The 20,023-nt window shown below is 39.9% G+C and carries 17 protein-coding genes, 4 tRNA genes and 1 rRNA gene; 18 read left to right on the forward strand and 4 right to left on the reverse strand.

All coding sequences use genetic code 11. The features are described 5' to 3' along the window. The first annotated feature begins 758 nt into the window (after positions 1-758). The gene (locus ACM26V_RS18785) at positions 759-2,198 is read left to right on the forward strand and encodes an OmpA family protein (protein WP_416148255.1); all 1,440 of its coding nucleotides are present in this window, start codon (positions 759-761) and stop codon (positions 2,196-2,198) included. Positions 2,199-2,416: 218 nt separating this feature from the next. Further along, positions 2,417-3,400: an acryloyl-CoA reductase gene (locus tag ACM26V_RS18790; RefSeq protein WP_416148256.1), complete on the forward strand. Its 984-nt coding sequence runs from the start codon at positions 2,417-2,419 to the stop codon at positions 3,398-3,400. A gap of 106 nt (positions 3,401-3,506) precedes the next feature. Here the strand turns inward: ACM26V_RS18790 and ACM26V_RS18795 are convergent, their stop codons facing one another. Then, positions 3,507-5,330, reverse strand: coding sequence for a UbiD family decarboxylase (locus tag ACM26V_RS18795; RefSeq protein ID WP_416148257.1), 1,824 nt, complete (start codon positions 5,328-5,330; stop codon positions 3,507-3,509). 315 nt (positions 5,331-5,645) lie between these two features. On the opposite strand from ACM26V_RS18795, the gene ACM26V_RS18800 reads away from it, so the two are divergent. The 3 genes from ACM26V_RS18800 (at position 5,646) to ACM26V_RS18810 (ending at position 8,050) form a co-directional block, all read left to right on the forward strand. Further along, positions 5,646-6,089 (forward strand): DUF2521 family protein, encoded by a 444-nt coding sequence (locus ACM26V_RS18800; protein ID WP_416148258.1) that lies wholly within the window; start codon positions 5,646-5,648, stop codon positions 6,087-6,089. A 66-nt stretch (positions 6,090-6,155) separates the two neighbouring features. Beyond that, positions 6,156-6,875, forward strand: a complete 720-nt coding sequence (gene cwlD, locus ACM26V_RS18805; RefSeq protein ID WP_416148259.1) for an N-acetylmuramoyl-L-alanine amidase CwlD — start codon at positions 6,156-6,158, stop codon at positions 6,873-6,875. Positions 6,876-6,997: 122 nt separating this feature from the next. Then, positions 6,998-8,050 carry a P-loop NTPase gene (locus tag ACM26V_RS18810; protein ID WP_416148260.1) on the forward strand — a complete coding sequence of 351 codons (1,053 nt, stop codon included), beginning with the start codon at positions 6,998-7,000 and terminating at the stop codon, positions 8,048-8,050. Between the two features lie 66 nt (positions 8,051-8,116). On the opposite strand, the gene gerD is transcribed toward ACM26V_RS18810, so the two are convergent. After that, positions 8,117-8,767: a spore germination lipoprotein GerD gene (gene gerD / locus ACM26V_RS18815; RefSeq protein ID WP_416148261.1), complete on the reverse strand. Its 651-nt coding sequence runs from the start codon at positions 8,765-8,767 to the stop codon at positions 8,117-8,119. Positions 8,768-8,950: 183 nt separating this feature from the next. Between gerD and ACM26V_RS18820 the strand changes: the two genes are divergently transcribed. Further along, positions 8,951-9,628 carry a KinB-signaling pathway activation protein gene (locus ACM26V_RS18820; RefSeq protein WP_416148262.1) on the forward strand — a complete coding sequence of 226 codons (678 nt, stop codon included), beginning with the start codon at positions 8,951-8,953 and terminating at the stop codon, positions 9,626-9,628. 39 nt (positions 9,629-9,667) lie between these two features. Here ACM26V_RS18820 and pdaB read toward each other — a convergent pair whose 3' ends face one another. Beyond that, positions 9,668-10,435, reverse strand: a complete 768-nt coding sequence (gene pdaB / locus ACM26V_RS18825; RefSeq protein ID WP_416148263.1) for a polysaccharide deacetylase family sporulation protein PdaB — start codon at positions 10,433-10,435, stop codon at positions 9,668-9,670. Positions 10,436-10,550: 115 nt separating this feature from the next. Between pdaB and ACM26V_RS18830 the strand changes: the two genes are divergently transcribed. The 6 genes from ACM26V_RS18830 (at position 10,551) to ACM26V_RS18855 (ending at position 11,591) form a co-directional block, all read left to right on the forward strand. After that, a complete protein-coding gene (locus ACM26V_RS18830; protein WP_416148264.1) occupies positions 10,551-10,790 on the forward strand; it encodes a hypothetical protein in 240 nt (79 codons plus the stop codon). Positions 10,791-10,897: 107 nt separating this feature from the next. Further along, a 5S ribosomal RNA gene (rrf, locus tag ACM26V_RS18835) occupies positions 10,898-11,014 on the forward strand. Positions 11,015-11,076: 62 nt separating this feature from the next. After that, positions 11,077-11,151 (forward strand) — tRNA-Asn (locus tag ACM26V_RS18840). A 1-nt stretch (position 11,152) separates the two neighbouring features. Next, positions 11,153-11,228 (forward strand) — tRNA-Thr (locus ACM26V_RS18845). Between the two features lie 12 nt (positions 11,229-11,240). Then, positions 11,241-11,315, forward strand: a tRNA-Glu gene (locus tag ACM26V_RS18850). 201 nt (positions 11,316-11,516) lie between these two features. Beyond that, a tRNA-Gln gene (locus ACM26V_RS18855) sits at positions 11,517-11,591 on the forward strand. Between the two features lie 165 nt (positions 11,592-11,756). Here ACM26V_RS18855 and ACM26V_RS18860 read toward each other — a convergent pair. Continuing rightward, positions 11,757-11,936, reverse strand: coding sequence for a Spo0E family sporulation regulatory protein-aspartic acid phosphatase (locus ACM26V_RS18860; RefSeq protein ID WP_416148266.1), 180 nt, complete (start codon positions 11,934-11,936; stop codon positions 11,757-11,759). Positions 11,937-12,157: 221 nt separating this feature from the next. Here ACM26V_RS18860 and sigW point away from each other — a divergent pair, with 221 nt between their 5' ends. From sigW to glmS, 6 genes are all read left to right on the forward strand, one after another. Continuing rightward, the gene (gene sigW / locus ACM26V_RS18865; protein WP_416148267.1) at positions 12,158-12,721 is read left to right on the forward strand and encodes an RNA polymerase sigma factor SigW; all 564 of its coding nucleotides are present in this window, start codon (positions 12,158-12,160) and stop codon (positions 12,719-12,721) included. A gap of 21 nt (positions 12,722-12,742) precedes the next feature. Continuing rightward, positions 12,743-13,399, forward strand: coding sequence for a zf-HC2 domain-containing protein (locus tag ACM26V_RS18870; protein ID WP_416148268.1), 657 nt, complete (start codon positions 12,743-12,745; stop codon positions 13,397-13,399). A 186-nt stretch (positions 13,400-13,585) separates the two neighbouring features. Then, positions 13,586-14,404 carry a diadenylate cyclase CdaA gene (cdaA, locus tag ACM26V_RS18875; protein ID WP_416148269.1) on the forward strand — a complete coding sequence of 273 codons (819 nt, stop codon included), beginning with the start codon at positions 13,586-13,588 and terminating at the stop codon, positions 14,402-14,404. After that, the gene (locus ACM26V_RS18880) at positions 14,397-15,767 is read left to right on the forward strand and encodes a YbbR-like domain-containing protein (protein WP_416148270.1); all 1,371 of its coding nucleotides are present in this window, start codon (positions 14,397-14,399) and stop codon (positions 15,765-15,767) included. The genes cdaA and ACM26V_RS18880 overlap by 8 nt, the downstream gene beginning before the upstream one ends. Before the next feature lie 61 nt (positions 15,768-15,828). Continuing rightward, complete coding sequence (gene glmM / locus ACM26V_RS18885) at positions 15,829-17,190, forward strand: phosphoglucosamine mutase (protein ID WP_416148271.1); 1,362 nt, start codon at positions 15,829-15,831, stop codon at positions 17,188-17,190. 573 nt (positions 17,191-17,763) lie between these two features. After that, positions 17,764-19,560 carry a glutamine--fructose-6-phosphate transaminase (isomerizing) gene (glmS, locus tag ACM26V_RS18890; RefSeq protein WP_416148272.1) on the forward strand — a complete coding sequence of 599 codons (1,797 nt, stop codon included), beginning with the start codon at positions 17,764-17,766 and terminating at the stop codon, positions 19,558-19,560. Positions 19,561-20,023 lie beyond the last annotated feature (463 nt).

Below are 20,023 nucleotides of genomic sequence, written 5' to 3' on the forward strand. Positions count from 1 at the left end.
TCATGAAGGAGAAAAGGTATATTCCTAAACAATTGGAGCAGGCCAGTAAATTGTTCTCAAGTTTTTTAATTATTCCTCTTGCTGGACTACGTTTGTTGCGGGGGAAGTTGATGAGCCCTCTGTATACCAAAAGGTCGGCGTGATTCTATTTGGTGCGATGGTATTGTGGACAGTTTATGGATATATAATGAAAAAATGGGAATTTATTGGTTGGATAAACCTCTACATACTTATATGTTGCTATCTTGGTAGTGGTTTGCTTTTTGTCAGCGTTTGGAGGGATTTTGGAGAAACTACATTTTTAGGAATCGCTCTCCTCGGATTATACCTTTCTTCAACTTGGATTCCATATATATCGCAAAGAGTTTTTTGAAGCGATATGGGGAGGGAAGGGCACTGAACATAAGAGGATATTTAATCTAATAGGCGTTCTTCTAATTATCGGAACATTCGTCTCAGCCGGTGCATCTTATGCTTCAATACAACTTAGTGAACAAGTTTATGGGGTGGAAATCACGCAAATGCGCTCTCAAATAGCAGCCATATTTATTTTTATTTTTTTTAATTTAATATTTACAGGGGGATGGAGAATTATCAAAGGGGAAGATGTTAAAGAAAATGAAAGTAAGAGAAACGACAATAAAGCTAAAGGTTAATAAGAAGATAGAAATTTATTTTTCTCAAAATTGCTGTCGATAGCTTCTACTTAGACAAACGAAATAAAAATGATTTTCAGATTATCTAATGGGGTGAGTACTTTGATACGGAAACTTTATATATTACTTTTTCTAGCACTAGTGATTGGGTGTTCAAATAATGAAGAGTCATTGGAGACCGAGTCAATACAAAACGAAGATGAAAATGAACAAGAAAATGAGAATGACATCTATGAAATTAAACAGGAAACGAATCAAGAAAACCTAAATAATGAAGAGAATATGAACGAGGAAGTTGTAGAGGAATTTACGGAAGAGGTGATGATGGAAGCTTCAGTTGAGATTACAGATGATAAAATTGTTGTAAACGGTCAGAGTAATCTTCTAGAAGGAAACACTATCGATGGGCAGATGTATAATAATCCATTTAGAATTCGAGCTCCAATGGGGGTTTTTGATCGAGAAAATGTGAATCATGATGGATCTTTCTTGTTTGAGTTTAATCATCCAGCTAGCGATCAAGGGTTTTATGAGATTGAAATAACGGTAAGTCCAACCTCTCAATATGGTGATTTAGACGAAATTTATGGTGAATCTGGTGAGAACATCCGAGGCCCACTTACATATAAACGTGAGGAAATCAGATCCGATAATATTCTGCATAGGGCTAGGCTCTCTAAGGTTTTTTATTTTGAGGACGAATTAACGGAATTTCAAATAACTGCGCCAGACAGAGAAGAAGTACCTGAAGACTATGGTGAAACGGAAGTATGGATTGACGTAGAAGTGACAAATGATCACAAGTATTTTTATCTAGAAGGTAAGACGAATTTACTCGAAGGAACAGTTCTAGATGGGATGTACTACGGAGGACCTGATTCACACTTGCCTCAATTAAGTATAGGAGGTAATTTTCGTACAAGGGTTGAACCTGATGGCACCTTTTACTTAACGACTCGTTATTTAGATTTAAAGGAAGAGGGATACATTAAATTGAGTTCTTGGCAATCTAGCTTGCATACTTTAAGCAATAATTCGGAACTGATTTATGGTGAGGGCTTCGAAAAAATGACAGGGGAACATGTCATAAGTGATGACGGTGAAAATAAAATAGAGATGATATTGCACCCAGATGTACCTGGTGTGACTGCTCCAGAGTCAGCGATGGTAACTGCTTATGGTGATGAAACGAAAGTCCAGGTGCCTGACGATGTATTATTTGATTATGATGAAAGCAAGTTGAAAGAGGATGCAGAAGAAGTACTTTCAGAGATTATCGAGATTCTAGAGGAATTGGCTGAAGGTACAACAGTTTTTATCAACGGTCATACAGACAATGAGGGTGATCCAGATTATAATATGGGATTATCTGAAGAGCGAGCCGAGTCAGTGAAAAATTATCTCGAGAAGAATGGAGATATCGGATCCCTGGGTATCGAAAAACATGGGTATGGTGAAACACAACCGGTGGAGTCTAACGAGGACTCTAAGGGTAGACAAAAAAATCGTCGCGTAGAGATTGTTATTAATCCGAACGATTAGAATAGTTGTGATGATAGGAGAACAAAGCTTAAGATCCTATCATCCTTTTAATTTTTTACTTTTAACGATAAATTAAGTATTATGGATGTATAGGGCTAATAAAGGTTGAATTTGTGACGTTGAATAACTTATCAGCTGACTATTTGTGATTAAGTGAACAATAGAAAATCTACAAATAAAATCAAATTGGTTCAACCGATTTGAAGGAGGAATATCAAATGAGTTTTAAAGCATTTGTAATTAGAAAAGAAGATGATAACCTTACATCTGGAGTGGAGACGTGGGAAGAGTCGATGCTGTCAGAAGGGGAAGTGACAATAGCAGTATCCTATTCGAGTGTGAATTATAAAGATGCAATCGTCGGTCAATTAGGCCAATTAGCTAATTTCTATCCGTTAATTCCAGGTATAGACTTGGCAGGTACGATTGTCTCGTCGAAGGATTCACGTTTCAAGGATGGCGATGCGGTAATCGCAACGAGTTATAAAATAGGAACAGGTCACCATGGCGGTTTCAGTGAAGTTGCTCGTGTTCCCGCTGATTGGGTTGTCCCGCTTCCAGACGGACTAACATTAAAAGAATCAATGATACTCGGAACTGCTGGATTAACAGCAGCACTTTCGATTCAAAGGTTAGAGGATAATGGGTTGACTCCGGAGAGTGGACCTGTTGTTGTAGCTGGAGCAACTGGAGGCGTTGGTAGCCTTGCTGTTGCAATGTTAGCGAAACGAGGATACGACGTAACAGCGAGCACTGGCAAAAAAGAGGAGCACGACTTCTTATATGAGTTGGGTGCAAAAAATGTGATAAGTCGCGAAGAGTTAACCTCCTCTGAAAATAAACCAACTCGTGCTCAACAATGGGCGGGTGCAGTCGATCCCGTAGGTGGGCAAACTCTCGCTTATATCCTGAGCACGCTGAAAAGAGGCGGATCTGTTGCGACAAGTGGATTTACGGCAGGCAGCGATGTAGAAACAAATGTGATTCCATTTATCGGACGAGGTGTCAATTGGCTAGGAATTGATTCGGTCACATGTGACATGCCGAAGCGAAAGCAAGCGTGGAATCGCTTAGCAACAGACCTTAAACTAGACAATCTTGAGTCAATTGCTAATGAAGTCGGCATAGACGAGTTAACGGAAGTGTTCCCGAAATTATTAGCCGGTCAAATGAAGGGAAGAACGCTCGTTACATTTGAATAAGTGAACTAAAACATTGATAAAAGCCCTCTGCCTAGGAGGGCTTTTTATTTACTTGTTTTTGAAAATTATTTTGACATCCAAAAAAATCTTATCCAATGACAACTCTTTACACATTCAAGTCACCCAAACTAGCGCCATATGCAAAGAAACGCTCAATCCTATGGTCAACTGTGGGATCTTCGACTAGAGGTGGAGCATGATGTGGTTTGATGCGAGCGTCGATAATCATGTTGTCGCAGCCCCAATGCTTATTTTTGAAAAAGCTGTTCACGCCGTGTATGTCATGTGACGGATTGCTTCGTGTAAACGTCGCCCACAGAAAATTACTGATCGTTTTACTCATAAAGGAACTGTCGTCGCAGACAATAATTAAGGGACAAGAATCAAGCGTGCCACTTGCTTGCACCTCGTCAGATAGCTTTTGCATTTGTTGTTCCGTAGTTGCTTCATCTTTAAATTCAGGTCCTTGCAATGCAATAACACCTGGCATGACGAGTTGTGCATTGCTGAATGCTGATACATTCATTAAGACGTCTGGAACATCCGTACACAATTCGCGTTTTTTATCTCCGTAAGCAGCAATAACCACTTTGCTTCCGCTATTTAATTCTTTGCTTGAATAATCAAGCGTATCGATCGTTGTGTTCGTTTGGAAATGAAGGTCACGATGTAAGTCGAGACGTTCAAGAATATATGCTAAAAAATCTGCTTCTTTGTGTGTGTCAAGCGGCTCGTCTTGTTCAGCAGTTATAAAAAGAAATTTAGCTAAACTAAGTTGGTTCGTACCTAAAATTCGATTTGCAATCGTTAAAATTTCAGCAGGTCGTTTTGCGTTTTCAAATGGCGTATAACGTTCGCTACCAATTGCAAACAATAACGGATGAACACCTGCTTCATCCACGGCATGTACCTCTTGTACACCTGGAATTTCTTGCTTTATCGCTTCACCAGTCATTTCGTGAATGACTGCACCGAAAGACGTATCCTCCTGTGGAGGACGACCGACGACGGTGAATGGAAGGATCGCATTCTCCTTGGCATATACTTTGTGCACCTTCATCACTGGAAACTCATGCGTCAAACTGTAGTAACCGAGATGGTCACCAAACGGTCCTTCTGGTTTCGTATCATTCGGATAAATGTCGCCCGTAATCACAAAGTCAGCATCATGACTCACGCAATAACCATCGATGTAGCTATAACGGAAGTGACGTCCAGCCAGTAACCCGGCAAAGGTCATTTCACTCAATCCTTCAGGAAGCGGCATGACAGCAGCTAATGTATGCGAAGGAGGTCCACCAACGAAGATACTTACTTTCAGTGGCTCACCTTTTTTTACTGCTTTGCTTTGGTGTATGCCAATTCCACGATGAATTTGGTAATGTAAGCCGATTTCTTCATTTTCATTATAGTCATTCCCACTTAGCTGGACACGATACATCCCTAAATTGGAATTCATGATTCCTGATTTGTCAGGATCTTCTGTATACACTTGAGGCAGAGTGATAAATGCACCGCCATCCATCGGCCAAGATTTAATTTGCGGAATGTCTGATATATTAATTTCTTTCCCTTTGTATGAGCGCCCCTTAAGTGGCAATGCTTTTGCTCCAGCAAATCCTGTACTAATATTTTTTAATGGGTGTTTAATAACACTCATCGGGTCATTTCTGACTGCGATTGCATCTTGCGCGGAGTTCCATGTTTTGCGAAAAATAAATTTGCTACGCTCGACAGTTCCAAATAAATTGGAAACAGCACAATATTTCGATCCCTTCACATTTTCAAAAAGCAATGCAGGACCACGCGCTTGATACACTTTCAAATGAATCGCTGCCATTTCAAGGTCAGGATCGACCTCTTCTTTAATACGAATCAGGTGACCGTGTTTTTCCAGATCAATAATACATTCTTCCAGGTGACGGTACATAAATGAAGGACTCCAATCTTTGTAAATTTGTATGAAAACGTACATTATTAGTTAATTTAAGTCGTATATATCAACTATTGTACGTCATTTTAGGGAAAAATGCTGAAATGGAGGCTTTTTGCACAAAAAAGTGTTGTGTTTGCACAAACGTTACGTTTTATGCTGGATTTCTGTCACTCTTTGCACAAAAACAAAGGTTCTATGCTGAAACATCCTAATTTGGTTCTTCCCTCTGATACCATATATTTGTCCTTATGAAAAAGCTCATTCCATCAACACTAAGGGTATGAATTTGTATCACAAAGGAGTGCTCGAATGGGGATGAATGTCGATTTTACACTAGGAGAAAAACGTAAAGAGAAACAATGGAAATATCAACGGAGCATGCTCCGCACGTTATCGATAAACGACATGAAAAAAGATGTTCAGCGACGATTTTTCGCTCATGAGGGAGAAGAGACAGTTTCGCAACTTTACTTGCAGGATTTTTGCCTTGATATGGGAATTGATACGTTCCTGTTAGGTGCAGAATTTGCTCGTTTTGGTTATTATGGTGAATCGGAATATAAGGTTATGCAACGATGTCCGGAAGAAATTAATGCACAAATTGATCAGACGGTAGCGCAATTTACTGCTTGGTTGAATTTGGATGAAGCGCAAGCAAACGTTTATAAAGATGTAGCTACAGGCTATATTTACGAATGGTGGCGCCAAGGTTTTGATGAAGGAAAGAAAAGATATCAGTTAAAACTTCATTAGAGCAAGTAATTCACACATATTTTTCCCATTGTCCCATATATATAGTACAGGCAAGGAGGGGACAAGATGAAAAAATGGTGGGGATTGCTTGGGATAGCCTTTATCATTGCGGTAGGTATGGTTTTAACTCCTTTGTTTATAACAACGGAAGATTCAACAGGTTATGGATTGCCACTTTCAGGAAAAATGATGATACTCGATCCGGGGCACGGAGGTATCGATGGTGGAGCAAGCTCAAAATCGGGACTATTAGAAAAAGACGTTAGCCTTGAAATTAGCCTCCATCTTCGCGATTTTTTGCAAGAAGCGGGAGCATTGGTAGTCATGACAAGGGAAGAAGATAAGGATTTGGCCGCTTCTGACACGAAACAAGTCCGTTCTCGTAAGGTGGAGGATTTAAAAGCACGAGTTAGCCTAATAAATGAGTCGGATGCTGATTTCTACATCAGCCTGCACTTAAATGCCATTGGGGAGCCAAGATGGAGCGGGGCACAAACGTTTTATAATCGCGCCATCGAAGAGAATGAAGCGTTAGCTAAGCACGTTCAAAATGAACTAGTAAGAAATTTAGAGAACACGACACGGCTAGCAAAGCCGATTCACAATGTTTATCTCATTCAGCAAGCAGCGATTCCAGGAGCTCTCGTTGAAGTTGGCTTTCTTTCCAACCCCGAGGAAGCAGCAGCACTTGCGACAGAGGATTATCAACAAAAAATCGCAGCCTCCATATACAATGGACTGTTAAGATATACAAACAACGAGCCTTTTCCTGATGAAGCAGGATAGGCTTTCTTTTCTCTTTGGAGTGTGACCTAGATCAACATAACCAGGGTTAATGTATGTTATAATATCCACGTAGTGTAGTGGAAAACAAATACATAAATGATTATATAAAGGATGGTGTCTCCATGTTAACAGAAGAAGAAGTGTTAAAGGCGTTAGAATCTGTTCAAGACCCACATTTGAAAAAGCCGTTGTTGGAAATAGATGCGGTCAAAGAAGTGAAAATTAAAGAAAAGCTCGTGAGTTTGAAGCTGGCGATTGCGCAACCTGGAACTGCTGAACAAATGCAGTTACAACAGGAAGTAGTTACTGCAATCAAAGGTGCCGGTGCTGATTCCGTTGGCCTTCGTTTCGAGAAGTTGTCCGACGAAGAATTGGAAAAACACGGTGCAGGGACTCAAGAGGATGAAGAAGGCAAGTCGCTTCTCGATAACAAGAATACGACATTTATTGCTGTTACTAGTGGAAAAGGTGGCGTAGGAAAATCAACGGTATCCGTCAACCTTGCTACGTCATTAGCTCGACAAGGAAAAAAAGTAGGAATTATTGATGCAGATATTTATGGTTTCAGTGTTCCTGATATGATGGGAATTGAAGAGCGGCCGAAAGTAGTAGGGCAACGCATTTACCCTGTGACTCGTTTTGATGTTCAAGTTATTTCCATGGGATTCTTTGTTGAAGATAATTCCCCAATCATATGGCGTGGCCCAATGCTTGGGAAAATGTTGAATAACTTCTTCAATGAAGTTGAATGGGATGAATTAGACTACTTAGTGTTAGATTTACCTCCTGGTACAGGCGATGTTGCATTAGATATTCATTCGATGCTTCCTCATTCGAAGGAAATTGTTGTGACGACACCTCACGCAACTGCGGCGTTCGTCGCTGCAAGAGCAGGGGCGATGGCATTGAAAACGGAGCATGAAATTCTAGGTGTGGTGGAAAACATGGCATATTTTGAAAGTAAATTAACAAATGAAAAAGAGTATGTCTTTGGTACAGGTGGAGGAGATAAGCTTGCAGAAGAATTGCAAACAGAAATCCTTTCGCGAATCCCATTAGGTCAGCCTGAGATTGATAAAGAAAACTTTGCACCATCTGTTTACGATCAAAATCATCCTATCGGGAAGATTTACACAGAGATGGCAGAGAAAATAATCAAGAAAACAGAAGAATAATAAAAACCCCCGTTTAGAGTGGAGAAAACCATTCTGAACGGGGTTTTTCAATGGTGTTTCATTGAGTTAGGACCCTAATTCATCCTCTTCTTCAGATCCACCTTCCTCTTTTCCACCTTCATCTTCTTCACTTCCACCGCCGCCCCCTTCGCCAGACTCAGGACTTTGCAACTCCTGTTTGGCAATGTCAGTCAATAATTTGTTAACTCTCGCAATAAAGAGAGGGCTTTCCATCGCCTCGGTCACGATGGTGGTAATTTCTTTTCGATAATCCTTTGACTTCGTAAGCTCTACATACTGTTCTTCCATCTCAGGGTCCTTTAAAATATCTATCATCATCCCTTGATATTCAGGATCTTTCATTAAATCCTTTAATAATTTTTCATTTTCTTTTTGTACACTTTCAGCAAATGTTTTTGCAAATTCAGGATCTTTCAGTACTTCTTGCCAATATTCTTTACCTTCTTCAGAAGCCAAAGTTTTCTCAATAGTATCCTTGATAAAGTCCTGTTCCATAAGGAGTTGCTCTTTCACTTTATCTTCTTTCAAAACTTCCTGTATCGCTTTTTTGCCATCTTCTGTTTGTAGCATATCAACAACCATTTCCTTCGTCTTTTCATATTCGGGCTGGGATGCTTCCGTATTTTCAAGGGCACCACAACCGGTAATAGATGATGGAAAAAGCAGTATGATAATAATAATTGCTATTTTTTTCATATACAATCGTCCCCTTTTCAGTTCACTATCTTTAATATGAGAGTTGGAGGGGTTTTTTATTCAGTTTGGTACGTAATAAGGCATATTCAGTGGAATTTCTAGAATTACTTGCAAAAAACTGGCGTTATAAATTAAAACTTTGATACAATAGCGATGGATGAAACGTAGTGGGAGGAAAAACAAGTGAACTCTAGAAAAGTCGTTTTTTTATTTTATTCAACGTTTTTAATCGGAACAACTGCTGGTTTTATCATTGGAATGACTTTGGACTGGCAAACACATATGAATGATTTGAGTAACCTTAGTTTTGGCGGTGTGGCTATGGTGATTATCACATCAGCTATTTGGACTGTCATTGCACAAATGGGGTTTTTTGCTTACTTAACGATTCATCGGTTTGGCTTAGGAATTTTTAAGTCGGTCAAGCTATGGAATAAAGTTCAAGTCGTACTTATCGCATTTGCTCTCTTTGACTTAATGTTTTTTAGGCATTTTTTCTTTGCAAGTGAAGGGGAGTCGATGTTAGGCTATGCAATATTTCCATTATTGTTGCTAGGCTACGGGTTGATTGTCGCTGCAATTAAAAGTAAAGACACGAATCGATCAGCGTTTATTCCTACGGTCTTTTTTATCGTAGTTGTTACACTAATTGAGTGGATCCCGGCCTTAAGAGAAAATGATTATACGTTTCTACTTACGGCGATTGTCCCGCTACTCGTAGCAAATACGTGGCAAATCCTTGTCTTGCATCATTTACACAGGCAACCTAATGGCAAGCAACCGGGAGTAGAAGCAGTCAATGAGAAGGAAAGACAAGCGAATCAGCAAACAAGAAATAAAAAAACTCAGTCCCGTAAATAATCGGACTGAGTTTTTTTAGCGGAAAGGTATAATTATATTTTAGTCAATTTCTTCTGCATCCATTTCTACCCCTGTCATTAATTGAGAGATGGAAACAAATGAATAACCGTCTTTTTCTAGTTTATCCAATGCCAACGGTAAGGCTTCTGGTGTTTGTTTTGCTGAGTCAGAGGCATGAAAAAGCAAGATATCGCCGTTGGAGATGTTCGTCGTCGTATTTTCGACGATGGCGTCAACTCCAGGATTTTCCCAATCGTGTGAATGAATACTCCAGTGAATGACATCGTAATTCAAAGAATCGGCTACTTCTAAAACTCGTTTGTCAAAACTGCCATTGGGAGGACGCAAATACTGTGGAGATTTCTCTGTCAATTCTGATAGAATGTTGTGTGCCTGCTGAATGTCTTTTTTTATCTGATCTTCTTCCCAACTAGTGTAATGTTCATGACGGTAACCATGGCTACCGATTTCAAATCCAGCATCAACGATATTTTGCAAAAGATCAGGGTGTCGTTCTGCCCAAGCGGCTGAGACGAAAAATGTTGCTTGTTCTACTTTCTTTTCTTCGAGAATTTCAAGGATGGGATCAAGTTGCTGTTCGCCCCAGCTAATGTCAAAAGTAAGTGCCAATTCTGGTCGCTCGGCCTCGACTCGATGAATTGCGACAGGTCCATCGCCGTCATCAGGTGAAAAGACGGGAAGGAAAGGTGATTCGACAAACAAAATCCCAGCGGTAAAAAAAGCCGCAATTCCAATTATCATATATCGTTTTAAAGTTTTTGCACGCCATACCCAAATAAAATTCATATCATGTTGCCCCCTTGTCCACTGTTTACCTAATATGTATTCGAAGGACAGGCAATTATGAATAAAATGACGCCAAATAGAAAATAATTTCTATCAGGAAGGATGAGGTGATGATATGATTGGATTAATGTTAAACGATAAAGAAGCTGAAGAAACGGAGTATTTGTTAAGACGAGAGTTAGAAGAATTATTACTTGATTTAAATGATGAGCGGATTGATGGAATTATTAGAAAATCGATGGAAGAACGATATCAAATTGTTTTCAAAATATATAAAAGGTTTGCCTCGTCAAAAGATTTGCATAAGTATTTAAGAAAGCCTAAATTTAATCGAAATCATCAGAAAAATAATTAATTTTAAAAAAAGCAAACTATTTTGATCAATTCTCTTGAATTTTCATGAGATAAATAGTAAGATATCAAATGTCTCACAAAGATAAACGACATTTTTTGTGAGCAGGGTTTAGTGACGATCGCGGAGAGGTCACACCCGTTCCCATGCCGAACACGGAAGTTAAGCTCTCCAGCGCCGATGATAGTTGGGGGATCTCCCCCTGTGAAAGTAGGACGTCGCTAAGCTCGCTCTTTTAAGTAAACGAAGGTGACGAAGAGATTCCTAGCTTTTGGTAATAAATCATTATTCCACAGTAGCTCAGTGGTAGAGCTATCGGCTGTTAACCGATCGGTCGTAGGTTCGAATCCTACCTGTGGAGCCATGCTTCCTTAGCTCAGCTGGTAGAGCGCATCCATGGTAAGGATGAGGTCAGCGGTTCAAGCCCGCTAGGAAGCTCCAAAACTGTGCCAAGGCCCGTTGGTCAAGTGGTTAAGACACCGCCCTTTCACGGCGGTATCACGGGTTCGAATCCCGTACGGGTCACCATATTACTTACGTTGAATTGCTGTTGAAGGCAATTTTTTTCTATGTTTAAGTGAAGTTGCTTTTTAAAAAAAGTATACTTTTTTTAGAAGATGGGTATCGTAATTTATGTGGCGAGCAGTTATTGTCTTAGTTTAAGTGTCTATTTACTATCAATTAGTGGACGTGATTAAACTCATATATTCCTTCTAAAACTACCTACTTAGGGCTATAGCCAAGCGGTAAGGCATCGGATTTTGATTCCGTGACCCGCAGGTTCGAATCCTGCTAGCCCTGCCATTAATAACATCCACCACTAGGTTAACGTTTTGGTACTTCCCCCAATAAAACTTTAAGTTAATTAAAAACTCCAACATCATGAACTTTTTTAAACTGAGCCATTGTCAGACAATAAAATGCTTATTTTCGAGGTTTATCCTATTAATATATTATCCATTCCATCTGTTACTTTTGATTCTTTTGCTTCCATTCATATTCGTTTAGGAGTTTATCTAACTGAGCGCTCAAGCTGAGTATTTCAGATGAACTGAGGGTAGTATGAGAGGACAAATGATTCATCCTGTTGCGGACGAGTTCAATTTTTTGCAGAAGATCATTCATGGATTGAGTTTTGGTGTGCTTCATGGATTACCTCCTTCAAAATTGACTGTTACATCTTGGTGATGTAAGAAAATCTAACTGTGATATTAATGAAGTTCCCAATACTAATTTTTAGTAAACATGGATTTTTTTGAAATCAACTGTTTTTTTGACTTTGAAGTGATAAAATAAAGGTTGTGAAACTGAAACCTATTATTGATTTAGTACGTATATAGAGATACCGCAGGAAGCGGAGGTTATGCGGGATGGATATCGTCGTAAAAAAAATTATTTTAGAAGTTAAAAAAGGCAATCAAGAGGCTTTTGCAGAGCTGATGGATTTATATAAAGACAAAGTGTATCATATTGTCTATCGAATGCTTGGTAACGTCCATGAAGCGCAAGATGTTTCTCAAGAAGCTTTTCTGCGCGCCTACTCAAATATTGATTCCTACGATATAAATCGTAAGTTTTCAACGTGGCTTTTTCGGATTGCGACGAATTTAGCAATTGACCGCATCCGCAAAAAAAAGCCTGACTTTCATCTGGAAGATCAAGTAGCTGGAACGGAAGATCTTAACTATTATTCACAGATCTCAGGGGATGATGTATTACCTGAAGATCAGGTTGTGCAATTCGAAATGCAAGAGTGGATTCAAGACGAAGTGATGCAACTGCCACCTAAATATAGGTCAGCGATAATCCTTAAATATTTGGAGGATCTTTCGTTGAAAGAGATCAGTGAAATATTAAATCTTCCAGTAGCGACGGTGAAAACGCGGATACATCGCGGGAGAGAAGCGTTGCGTAAGCGGCTGAGAGATTCGTAGTCGTGGAAAGGAGACTAGAGGATGGCTTGTTCAAAAGAGAATAAAGCACTTATTCATAAATATTTAGATGATGAAATGACCCTTTTAGAGAAAAAACAATTCCAACAGCATATCATCTCCTGTGACGATTGCGAAAGACAATTACGAGAATTGAAAAAAACAGTTGCGATTATTCAGAGCGCATCTAATTATAAAGCTCCAGTTAATTTCACGGAAAACGTGATGAGCCAGTTGCCAAAACAGCCAAAAGCTCAGAAATGGAAGCATTGGATTCGAAGGCACCCATTTTTAATCACAGCTGCGACGTTTTTCCTTGTTTTTATTGTCAGCCTTTCTGCTGCTTTAGGTAATGATGGTCAAGAGATTGTCGTCAAAGGAGACGGTCAATTTATTATAGATAAAGAACGCGGGGTAGTTGTCATCCCTGAAGGAGAGAGTGTAACCGGCGATTTGCTAGTTAGGAACGGTGACATCGAAATTGTTGGTGAAGTCGCGGGTAATATCACTGTAATAAATGGAGAGCATCTTATGGCTTCAGCAGATCAAGTCTCAGGTGAAATTAACGAAATTAACCAAGTAATGCATTGGTTATGGTATCAAACAAAATCATTTTTCTCAGAAGTAGTCGGGTTTATAGATAGTGATAAAGAGGAGAAAGAAAATAATAATAATGAATGAAACAAGGCGCGCGGGAACTCCGTGTGCCTTTTCTCAAGCAGTTGAGTTTTGCTAGCGTGACTACTAAACGTTTAAACCCTCATAAATTTACAACATATAGCGAATAGTAAGCTGATAAATTATGTTATAATAAGAAAGAATTAACGTACATATTTAAACATAAATGTGATTTATGGAGGAACTGATATGCTTGAAGATATATCAATACTGGAAATTTTAGCGATTACCGTAGATATAGGATTGGTCGCCTTTGTTATATATAAATTAATAATGGTCATTAGAGGTACCCGTGCTGTGCAACTTGTAAAAGGGATCACGGTTATTTTGGCTGTCTGGTTTATGAGTGGTTATCTTGGACTAAATACATTGCAATGGATAATGCAACAAGCTGTTACATATGGGTTGCTAGCTATCATCATTATTTTCCAACCTGAACTAAGGAGAGCACTTGAACAATTAGGTCGAGGTCGCATGTTTCAGTCAAGTACGATCGCAGATGAAGAAGAAGTCAAACAAACGGTCGAACATATTATTAAGGCCGCGAACTATATGGGCAAACGTAGAATAGGGGCATTAATTTCACTGGAGAGGGAAACTGGGATGAACGATTATATCGAAACAGGTATTCCGATGGGTGCCAAACTAACTTCCGAACTATTAATAAATGTTTTTATCCCAAATACGCCACTCCACGATGGTGCAGTGATTTTGAAAAATAATGAAATTATGGCCGCCGGTTGTTATTTGCCACTTTCTGAGAATCCATTCATTTCGAAAGAATTAGGCACTCGTCATCGAGCAGCTTTAGGTGTCAGTGAAGTGACGGATTCAATTACGATCGCTGTATCAGAAGAAACAGGAGCGGTATCTATTGCAAAAAATGGGGAAATCCATCGGAACCTAGATGAAGAAGCACTTCGGAAAATATTAGAGTTAGAATTATTAAAGCAAGGTTCAAATGGTTCCACTTCCCGTTGGACGTGGGGAGGTAAGAAGAATGGATAGATTAGATAAACTGTTTAATAAAAACTGGTTTATAAAATTGAGCTCAGTGGTCATAGCAATTATGTTATTTTTGATGGTGGATATTGGTGATACTGTGAATTCACCGGGGAGTCTTCCAGGGACAGAAGGATCAAGATTTCTAGAAGAAGCTGAACTACAAGTCTACTATGATGAGGAGAATTATGTGCTTACGGAAGCTCCAGAGTTTGTTCAACTTACTCTCCGTGGTCCGCAAAGTTTATTAGTTCAGGCACAAATCATTCAAGGACAGCAAGAGTTATATGTTGATCTTGAAGGTTTGGAAGCTGGTATTCACTATGAACGTGTGGAACATAGGGGATTTCCTGCAGGCTTATCCCTTTCTGTTGTTCCAACGACTGTGAGAGTGGCGATTCAGGAAAAACAAACGGCTTCGTTTCCAGTTGAAGTGGATTTAGCTAATGAAGGAGAAATTGCAGATGGGTATGTAGTAGGAACCCCGTCAGTTACGCCGTCAACTATTGATGTTACAGCTGCTAAAGGGATGATTGATCAAATTGCAAGCGCGAGAGTGGACGTTGATTTAACTGGAAGGGATTCTGATTTCTCAGATTCAATTCCTGTAACTCTGTACGATGGGAATGGCAGTGAGTTGGAATTGACTGCTAATCCTCCAGTCGTTGATGTGGAGGTCCCGGTTACGAGTCCTAATAAGGAAGTTCCGATTAGAGTAAGCCAAGAGGGGGAACTACCTGATGGAGTTGCGGTTGATGCTATTACAACAGACCCGGAAAACGTAACGATTTATGGTCCTATAGATGTTATTAACGAAATTTCATTTATTGATTTACCATCGATTGATATAACCGAAATTGATGGTGATACAACGTTTGATGTTGAAGTACCATTGCCTGACGGGATAGAGAGAGTGGATCCAGAAGTGGTTACAGTTGAAGTGGCAGCAACCGTCGAACAAGAGAGAGAGTTTTCGGAATTTGACATTGACGTAGAAGGACTAGAAGATGGACAATCAATAGAATTTCTCTCACCAGATGATGGGCAATTTGATCTTGTTGTGAAAGGAAGTCCAAGTGCATTGGAACGTCTAGAACGTGATAGCTTACAAGCATCTCTTGATGTAGATGGATTGTCTGAAGGGGAGCATGAAGTGGCGCTAACCGTAGAAGGACCTCAAAATCTACGTTTTGAGCAAAATGGTATGCTCGTATCTTTCGTCATTTTGGAAGCAAATGAGACGTTTAATCCGTCTGGGACGAATGAAAATAATGAATCAAATGATATTGAAAACGAGAGCAATGGCAATGGTGTGAACAACGAAACGAATGCTAATATTTCAAATGAAAACAATCAAGATACTTCTTGAAAAACCTAACGAATATTCGATTCGATAAATATTTTAATGAAAAACTTGAAGGAGAGATAGTATGGGAAAGTTTTTTGGAACAGATGGAGTCAGAGGGGTAGCGAATAAAGAGTTGACTCCGGAATTAGCTTTTAAATTAGGTAGGTTCGGTGGGTACGTCCTTACAAAGGAAACGGAAAAACCAAAGATCCTGATCGGGAGAGACACGAGGATTTCAGGGCATATGCTAGAAGGCGCGCTTGTTGCTGGGTTATTATCCATTGGTGCTGAAGTGATGAGATTGGGAGTGATTTCTACTCCAGGGGTTGCTTACTTAACAAAGGCATTAAGTGCAGATGCAGGAGTGATGATTTCTGCCTCACATAATCCAGTTGAGGATAATGGGATTAAGTTCTTTGGGTCTGATGGTTTCAAACTAATGGATAGTCAAGAAGAGGAAATTGAACGACTGCTACTGAAAGAAGATGATATGGAAGACGATTTACCTCGACCAGTTGGTGGCGCGATTGGTACGGTTAGCGATTATTTCGAAGGTGGACAAAAGTATTTACGATTTTTGAAGCAGACGGTGACGGAAGATTTTTCTGGACTTCATATTGCTTTAGACTGTGCCCATGGTTCCGCATCACCATTGGCAAATCATTTATTTGCCGACCTTGAGGCAGATCAAATCTCTTGTATCGGATCTACTCCAAATGGGACGAACATAAATGCAGAGGTAGGATCAACTCACCCTGAAGCAATGGTTGCTCTCGTAAAAGAAAAGGGAGCAGACATAGGTTTATCCTTTGATGGCGATGCCGATCGACTTATCGCGGTTGATGAATTGGGTAACATTGTCGATGGTGATCAGATTATGTACATATGTGCAAAATATATGAAAGAAACTGGTCGTCTCAATCACAATACGGTTGTTACGACGGTGATGAGTAATCTTGGTTTTTACAAAGCTTTGGAAAATGAAGGTGTAGAAACAAAGCAAACGGCCGTCGGAGACCGATATGTCATGGAAGAAATGCGTAAAGGTGGATACAATCTCGGTGGTGAGCAGTCAGGGCACATTATTTACCTAGACTTCACAACAACGGGAGACGGGTTGCTGACAGCTATTCAGCTTGTGCAAATTGTCAAGGCTACTGGAAAACCTTTGTCTGCATTAGCAAGTGAAATGAAGAAGTATCCTCAGAGTCTTGTAAATGTGCGCGTCGCTGATAAACACGCTTTATACAATAGTGGCGTAATTGCTGATGAAATCCGTGCTGTTGAGGCTGAAATGCAAGGAGAAGGACGAATTCTTGTTCGACCATCAGGAACAGAATCTCTTGTTCGAGTTATGGCTGAGGCACCAAGCGAAGAGCTTTGCGTTAAATACGTGCAAAAGATTGTAGATGTGGTTAAGCGAGAGTTAGGGTCATTGGAGTAAATTTATTCTAAATAAATTAATAAAACACAAAAGCACCTGCAATAACAGGTGCTTTTGTGTTTTTATTTGAAAAAAGGACATTATCATATTTTCCTTTATCTTAGGTACATAAATGAACACCTTAGACAGAATCATCATAAGGTAAGAGTGGGAGATTATTTCTTTAGCAAGTTAATTACTAGTTACGCTACTTTCGTTACGGAAAAGACATGATAAAAAAACATTTGACCAAATTTTTACGAATGTAGTATGATTAGGCTATTCAAAAAAAGCGAGGGGGATTGAACAATAGAGTTTTTCTAGCAATAAAAAGCGCCAGGACTGCGAGTTGACCATTAAAATATCGCAGTTGACGAGGAAGAGGTTCATCGAATGATTCGGCGGATGCCTCTCGGTTGTTTCATCACAACCGTAAGTCAATAGTCTAAAACAAAGAGGCGACTCTTTGAACAAAGACTATAGCAATGGTGAAAAATTATTTATTTCAATTATATGTACGAACGATAAGATAAAGAGTGGGGCAACAAATGCCCCAAAGCATTTCTTGTCCCACTTGAGGGAGGAAATGATAATATGTGTGGAATAGTAGGATATGTTGGTGCGGAAGATGCAAAGGAAATCTTGTTACGAGGTTTAGAAAAATTGGAATATCGAGGGTATGATTCGGCAGGTCTCGCTATAGCTAACGATCAAGGTGTTCATGTTTACAAGGAAAAAGGACGAATAGCAACTCTTCGTGAGGCGGTTAATCAAACCGAAGCAGGGACGGTTGGAATTGGACACACTCGTTGGGCAACACATGGTGCACCAAGTAAGTTAAATGCTCACCCACATCAAACAGCTCGATATACGATTGTTCATAACGGAGTCATTGAGAACTACGAACAAGTTCGCCGCGAATACCTTCCTGACGTTGAGATGACTAGTGACACGGACACTGAAATCATTGTGCAGCTTGTCGAGAAATTCGCTTCCGATGGAGAAACAACGGAAGTAGCATTTCGTCACGCACTTAGCTTATTGAAGGGTTCTTATGCGACTGCTCTGTTAGACCTTGAAGATCCTGAAACAATTTATGTAGGAAAAAATAAAAGTCCGCTCCTAATTGGACTTAGTGATGGAGTCAATGTTGTTGCAAGTGATGCGATGGCGATGCTTCAAGTCACGAAAGAATTCGTTGAGATCATGGATGAGGAAATCGTCATCGTCACTAAAGATAATGTAACAATTAAGAAGATGACTGGTGATGTGGTAACACGTGATTCTTATGTTGCTGAGATTGATAGTAGTGATATAGAGAAGGGTACGTATCCTCATTATATGCTAAAAGAAATTGATGAACAGCCATTTGTGATTCGTAATATTGTTACAAAGTACAAAGATGAAGATGATAGCATCAAACTTGATGATAACGTTCGTCAAGCTGTCCTTGGAGCGGATCGAATCTATATTATTGCGGCAGGTACGAGTTATCACGCTGGTCTTGTGGGGAAAGAAATGATTGAGAAGATCGCTCACATTCCGGTTGAAACGCACATTGCTAGTGAATTCTTATACAATATGCCGATTTTAAGCAAAAAACCACTCTTTATTTTCATTTCACAGAGCGGGGAAACGGCGGACTCACGCGGAGTTCTCGTGAATGTGAAAAAATTAGGTCATCAAACGTTAACAATTACAAACGTACCAGGCTCAACATTGTCTCGTGAAGCACAATTCACGTTACACACGCATGCTGGTCCAGAAATTGCTGTTGCTTCTACGAAAGCATACACAGCTCAAATGGCTGTTCTTGTTATTCTTGCTGTTGATGCAGCAAGAGCATCTGGGTTAGAAATGGACTTCGATCCACTGCAAGAACTCGGAATTGTAGCTAACGCGATGGAAATTTTCACCGAGAAGAAGGATGTTTTAGAAGAGATTGCACGAGATTATTTAAGTGTGACACGTAACTGCTTCTTCATCGGCCGATCGATGGACTATCACGTTTGTATGGAGGGGTCATTGAAACTGAAGGAGATCTCCTACATTCAGGCAGAAGGTTTTGCTGGTGGTGAATTGAAGCACGGAACGATTGCTTTGATTGAAGAAGGTACACCTGTGATCGGTTTAGCAACTCAAGAAAACGTTCATTTAAATCTTCGTGGAAACATGAAGGAAGTCGTCGCTCGCGGCGCTTATCCTTGTATGATCAGTATGGATGGATTTCAAGAGGAAGACGACAAAATCGTTATCCCTAAAGTCCACAACTATCTGACGCCATTAGTGAGTGTCATTCCATTGCAACTGATAGCTTATTATGCTGCTCTTCACAGAGGTTGCGATGTAGATAAGCCACGTAATTTGGCGAAAAGTGTTACGGTGGAGTAAGGTAAAAGAGGAGAGGCAACATTTTTGCGTCTTTGTAAAAATACTTTGCGCCATGTATTAATCTTTTGTCACCTGTAAAAAACATTTGAGTTGGGATACCCCTAACTCACCCTTTTCCAATCTTTTTTCCAAGCCCGAGAGACGACCATCCCGTCGTTTTCTCAGGCTTTTTTTCTTACCTTCCTTAACCCACAGCGCATTCCCCTTAAGCTTTCCTCACGCTCTTTTTCCACGCCTTAAAGACGCTTTCCAGCCGTTTTTCTCGCATCTTTTCCTCTTGCCTTTTAGACCAAGAAACACCGTCATACCAAGCCTTCAAGCCCTCTTTTTTTTCAATCTTTTCAGGCGTTGTTTCTCATGTTTTCTCGGGCTTTCTTTCTTGCGTGAAGGAGATATTTTCAGTTCTTTTTCAGTCTTTTTTCTCTGTGTTGAAGGGAGTGGGAAGTCTCAGAATTTTTCTTCG

The organism is Salipaludibacillus sp. HK11, assembly GCF_047795645.1.
GTDB lineage: Bacteria > Bacillota > Bacilli > Bacillales > Salisediminibacteriaceae > Salipaludibacillus.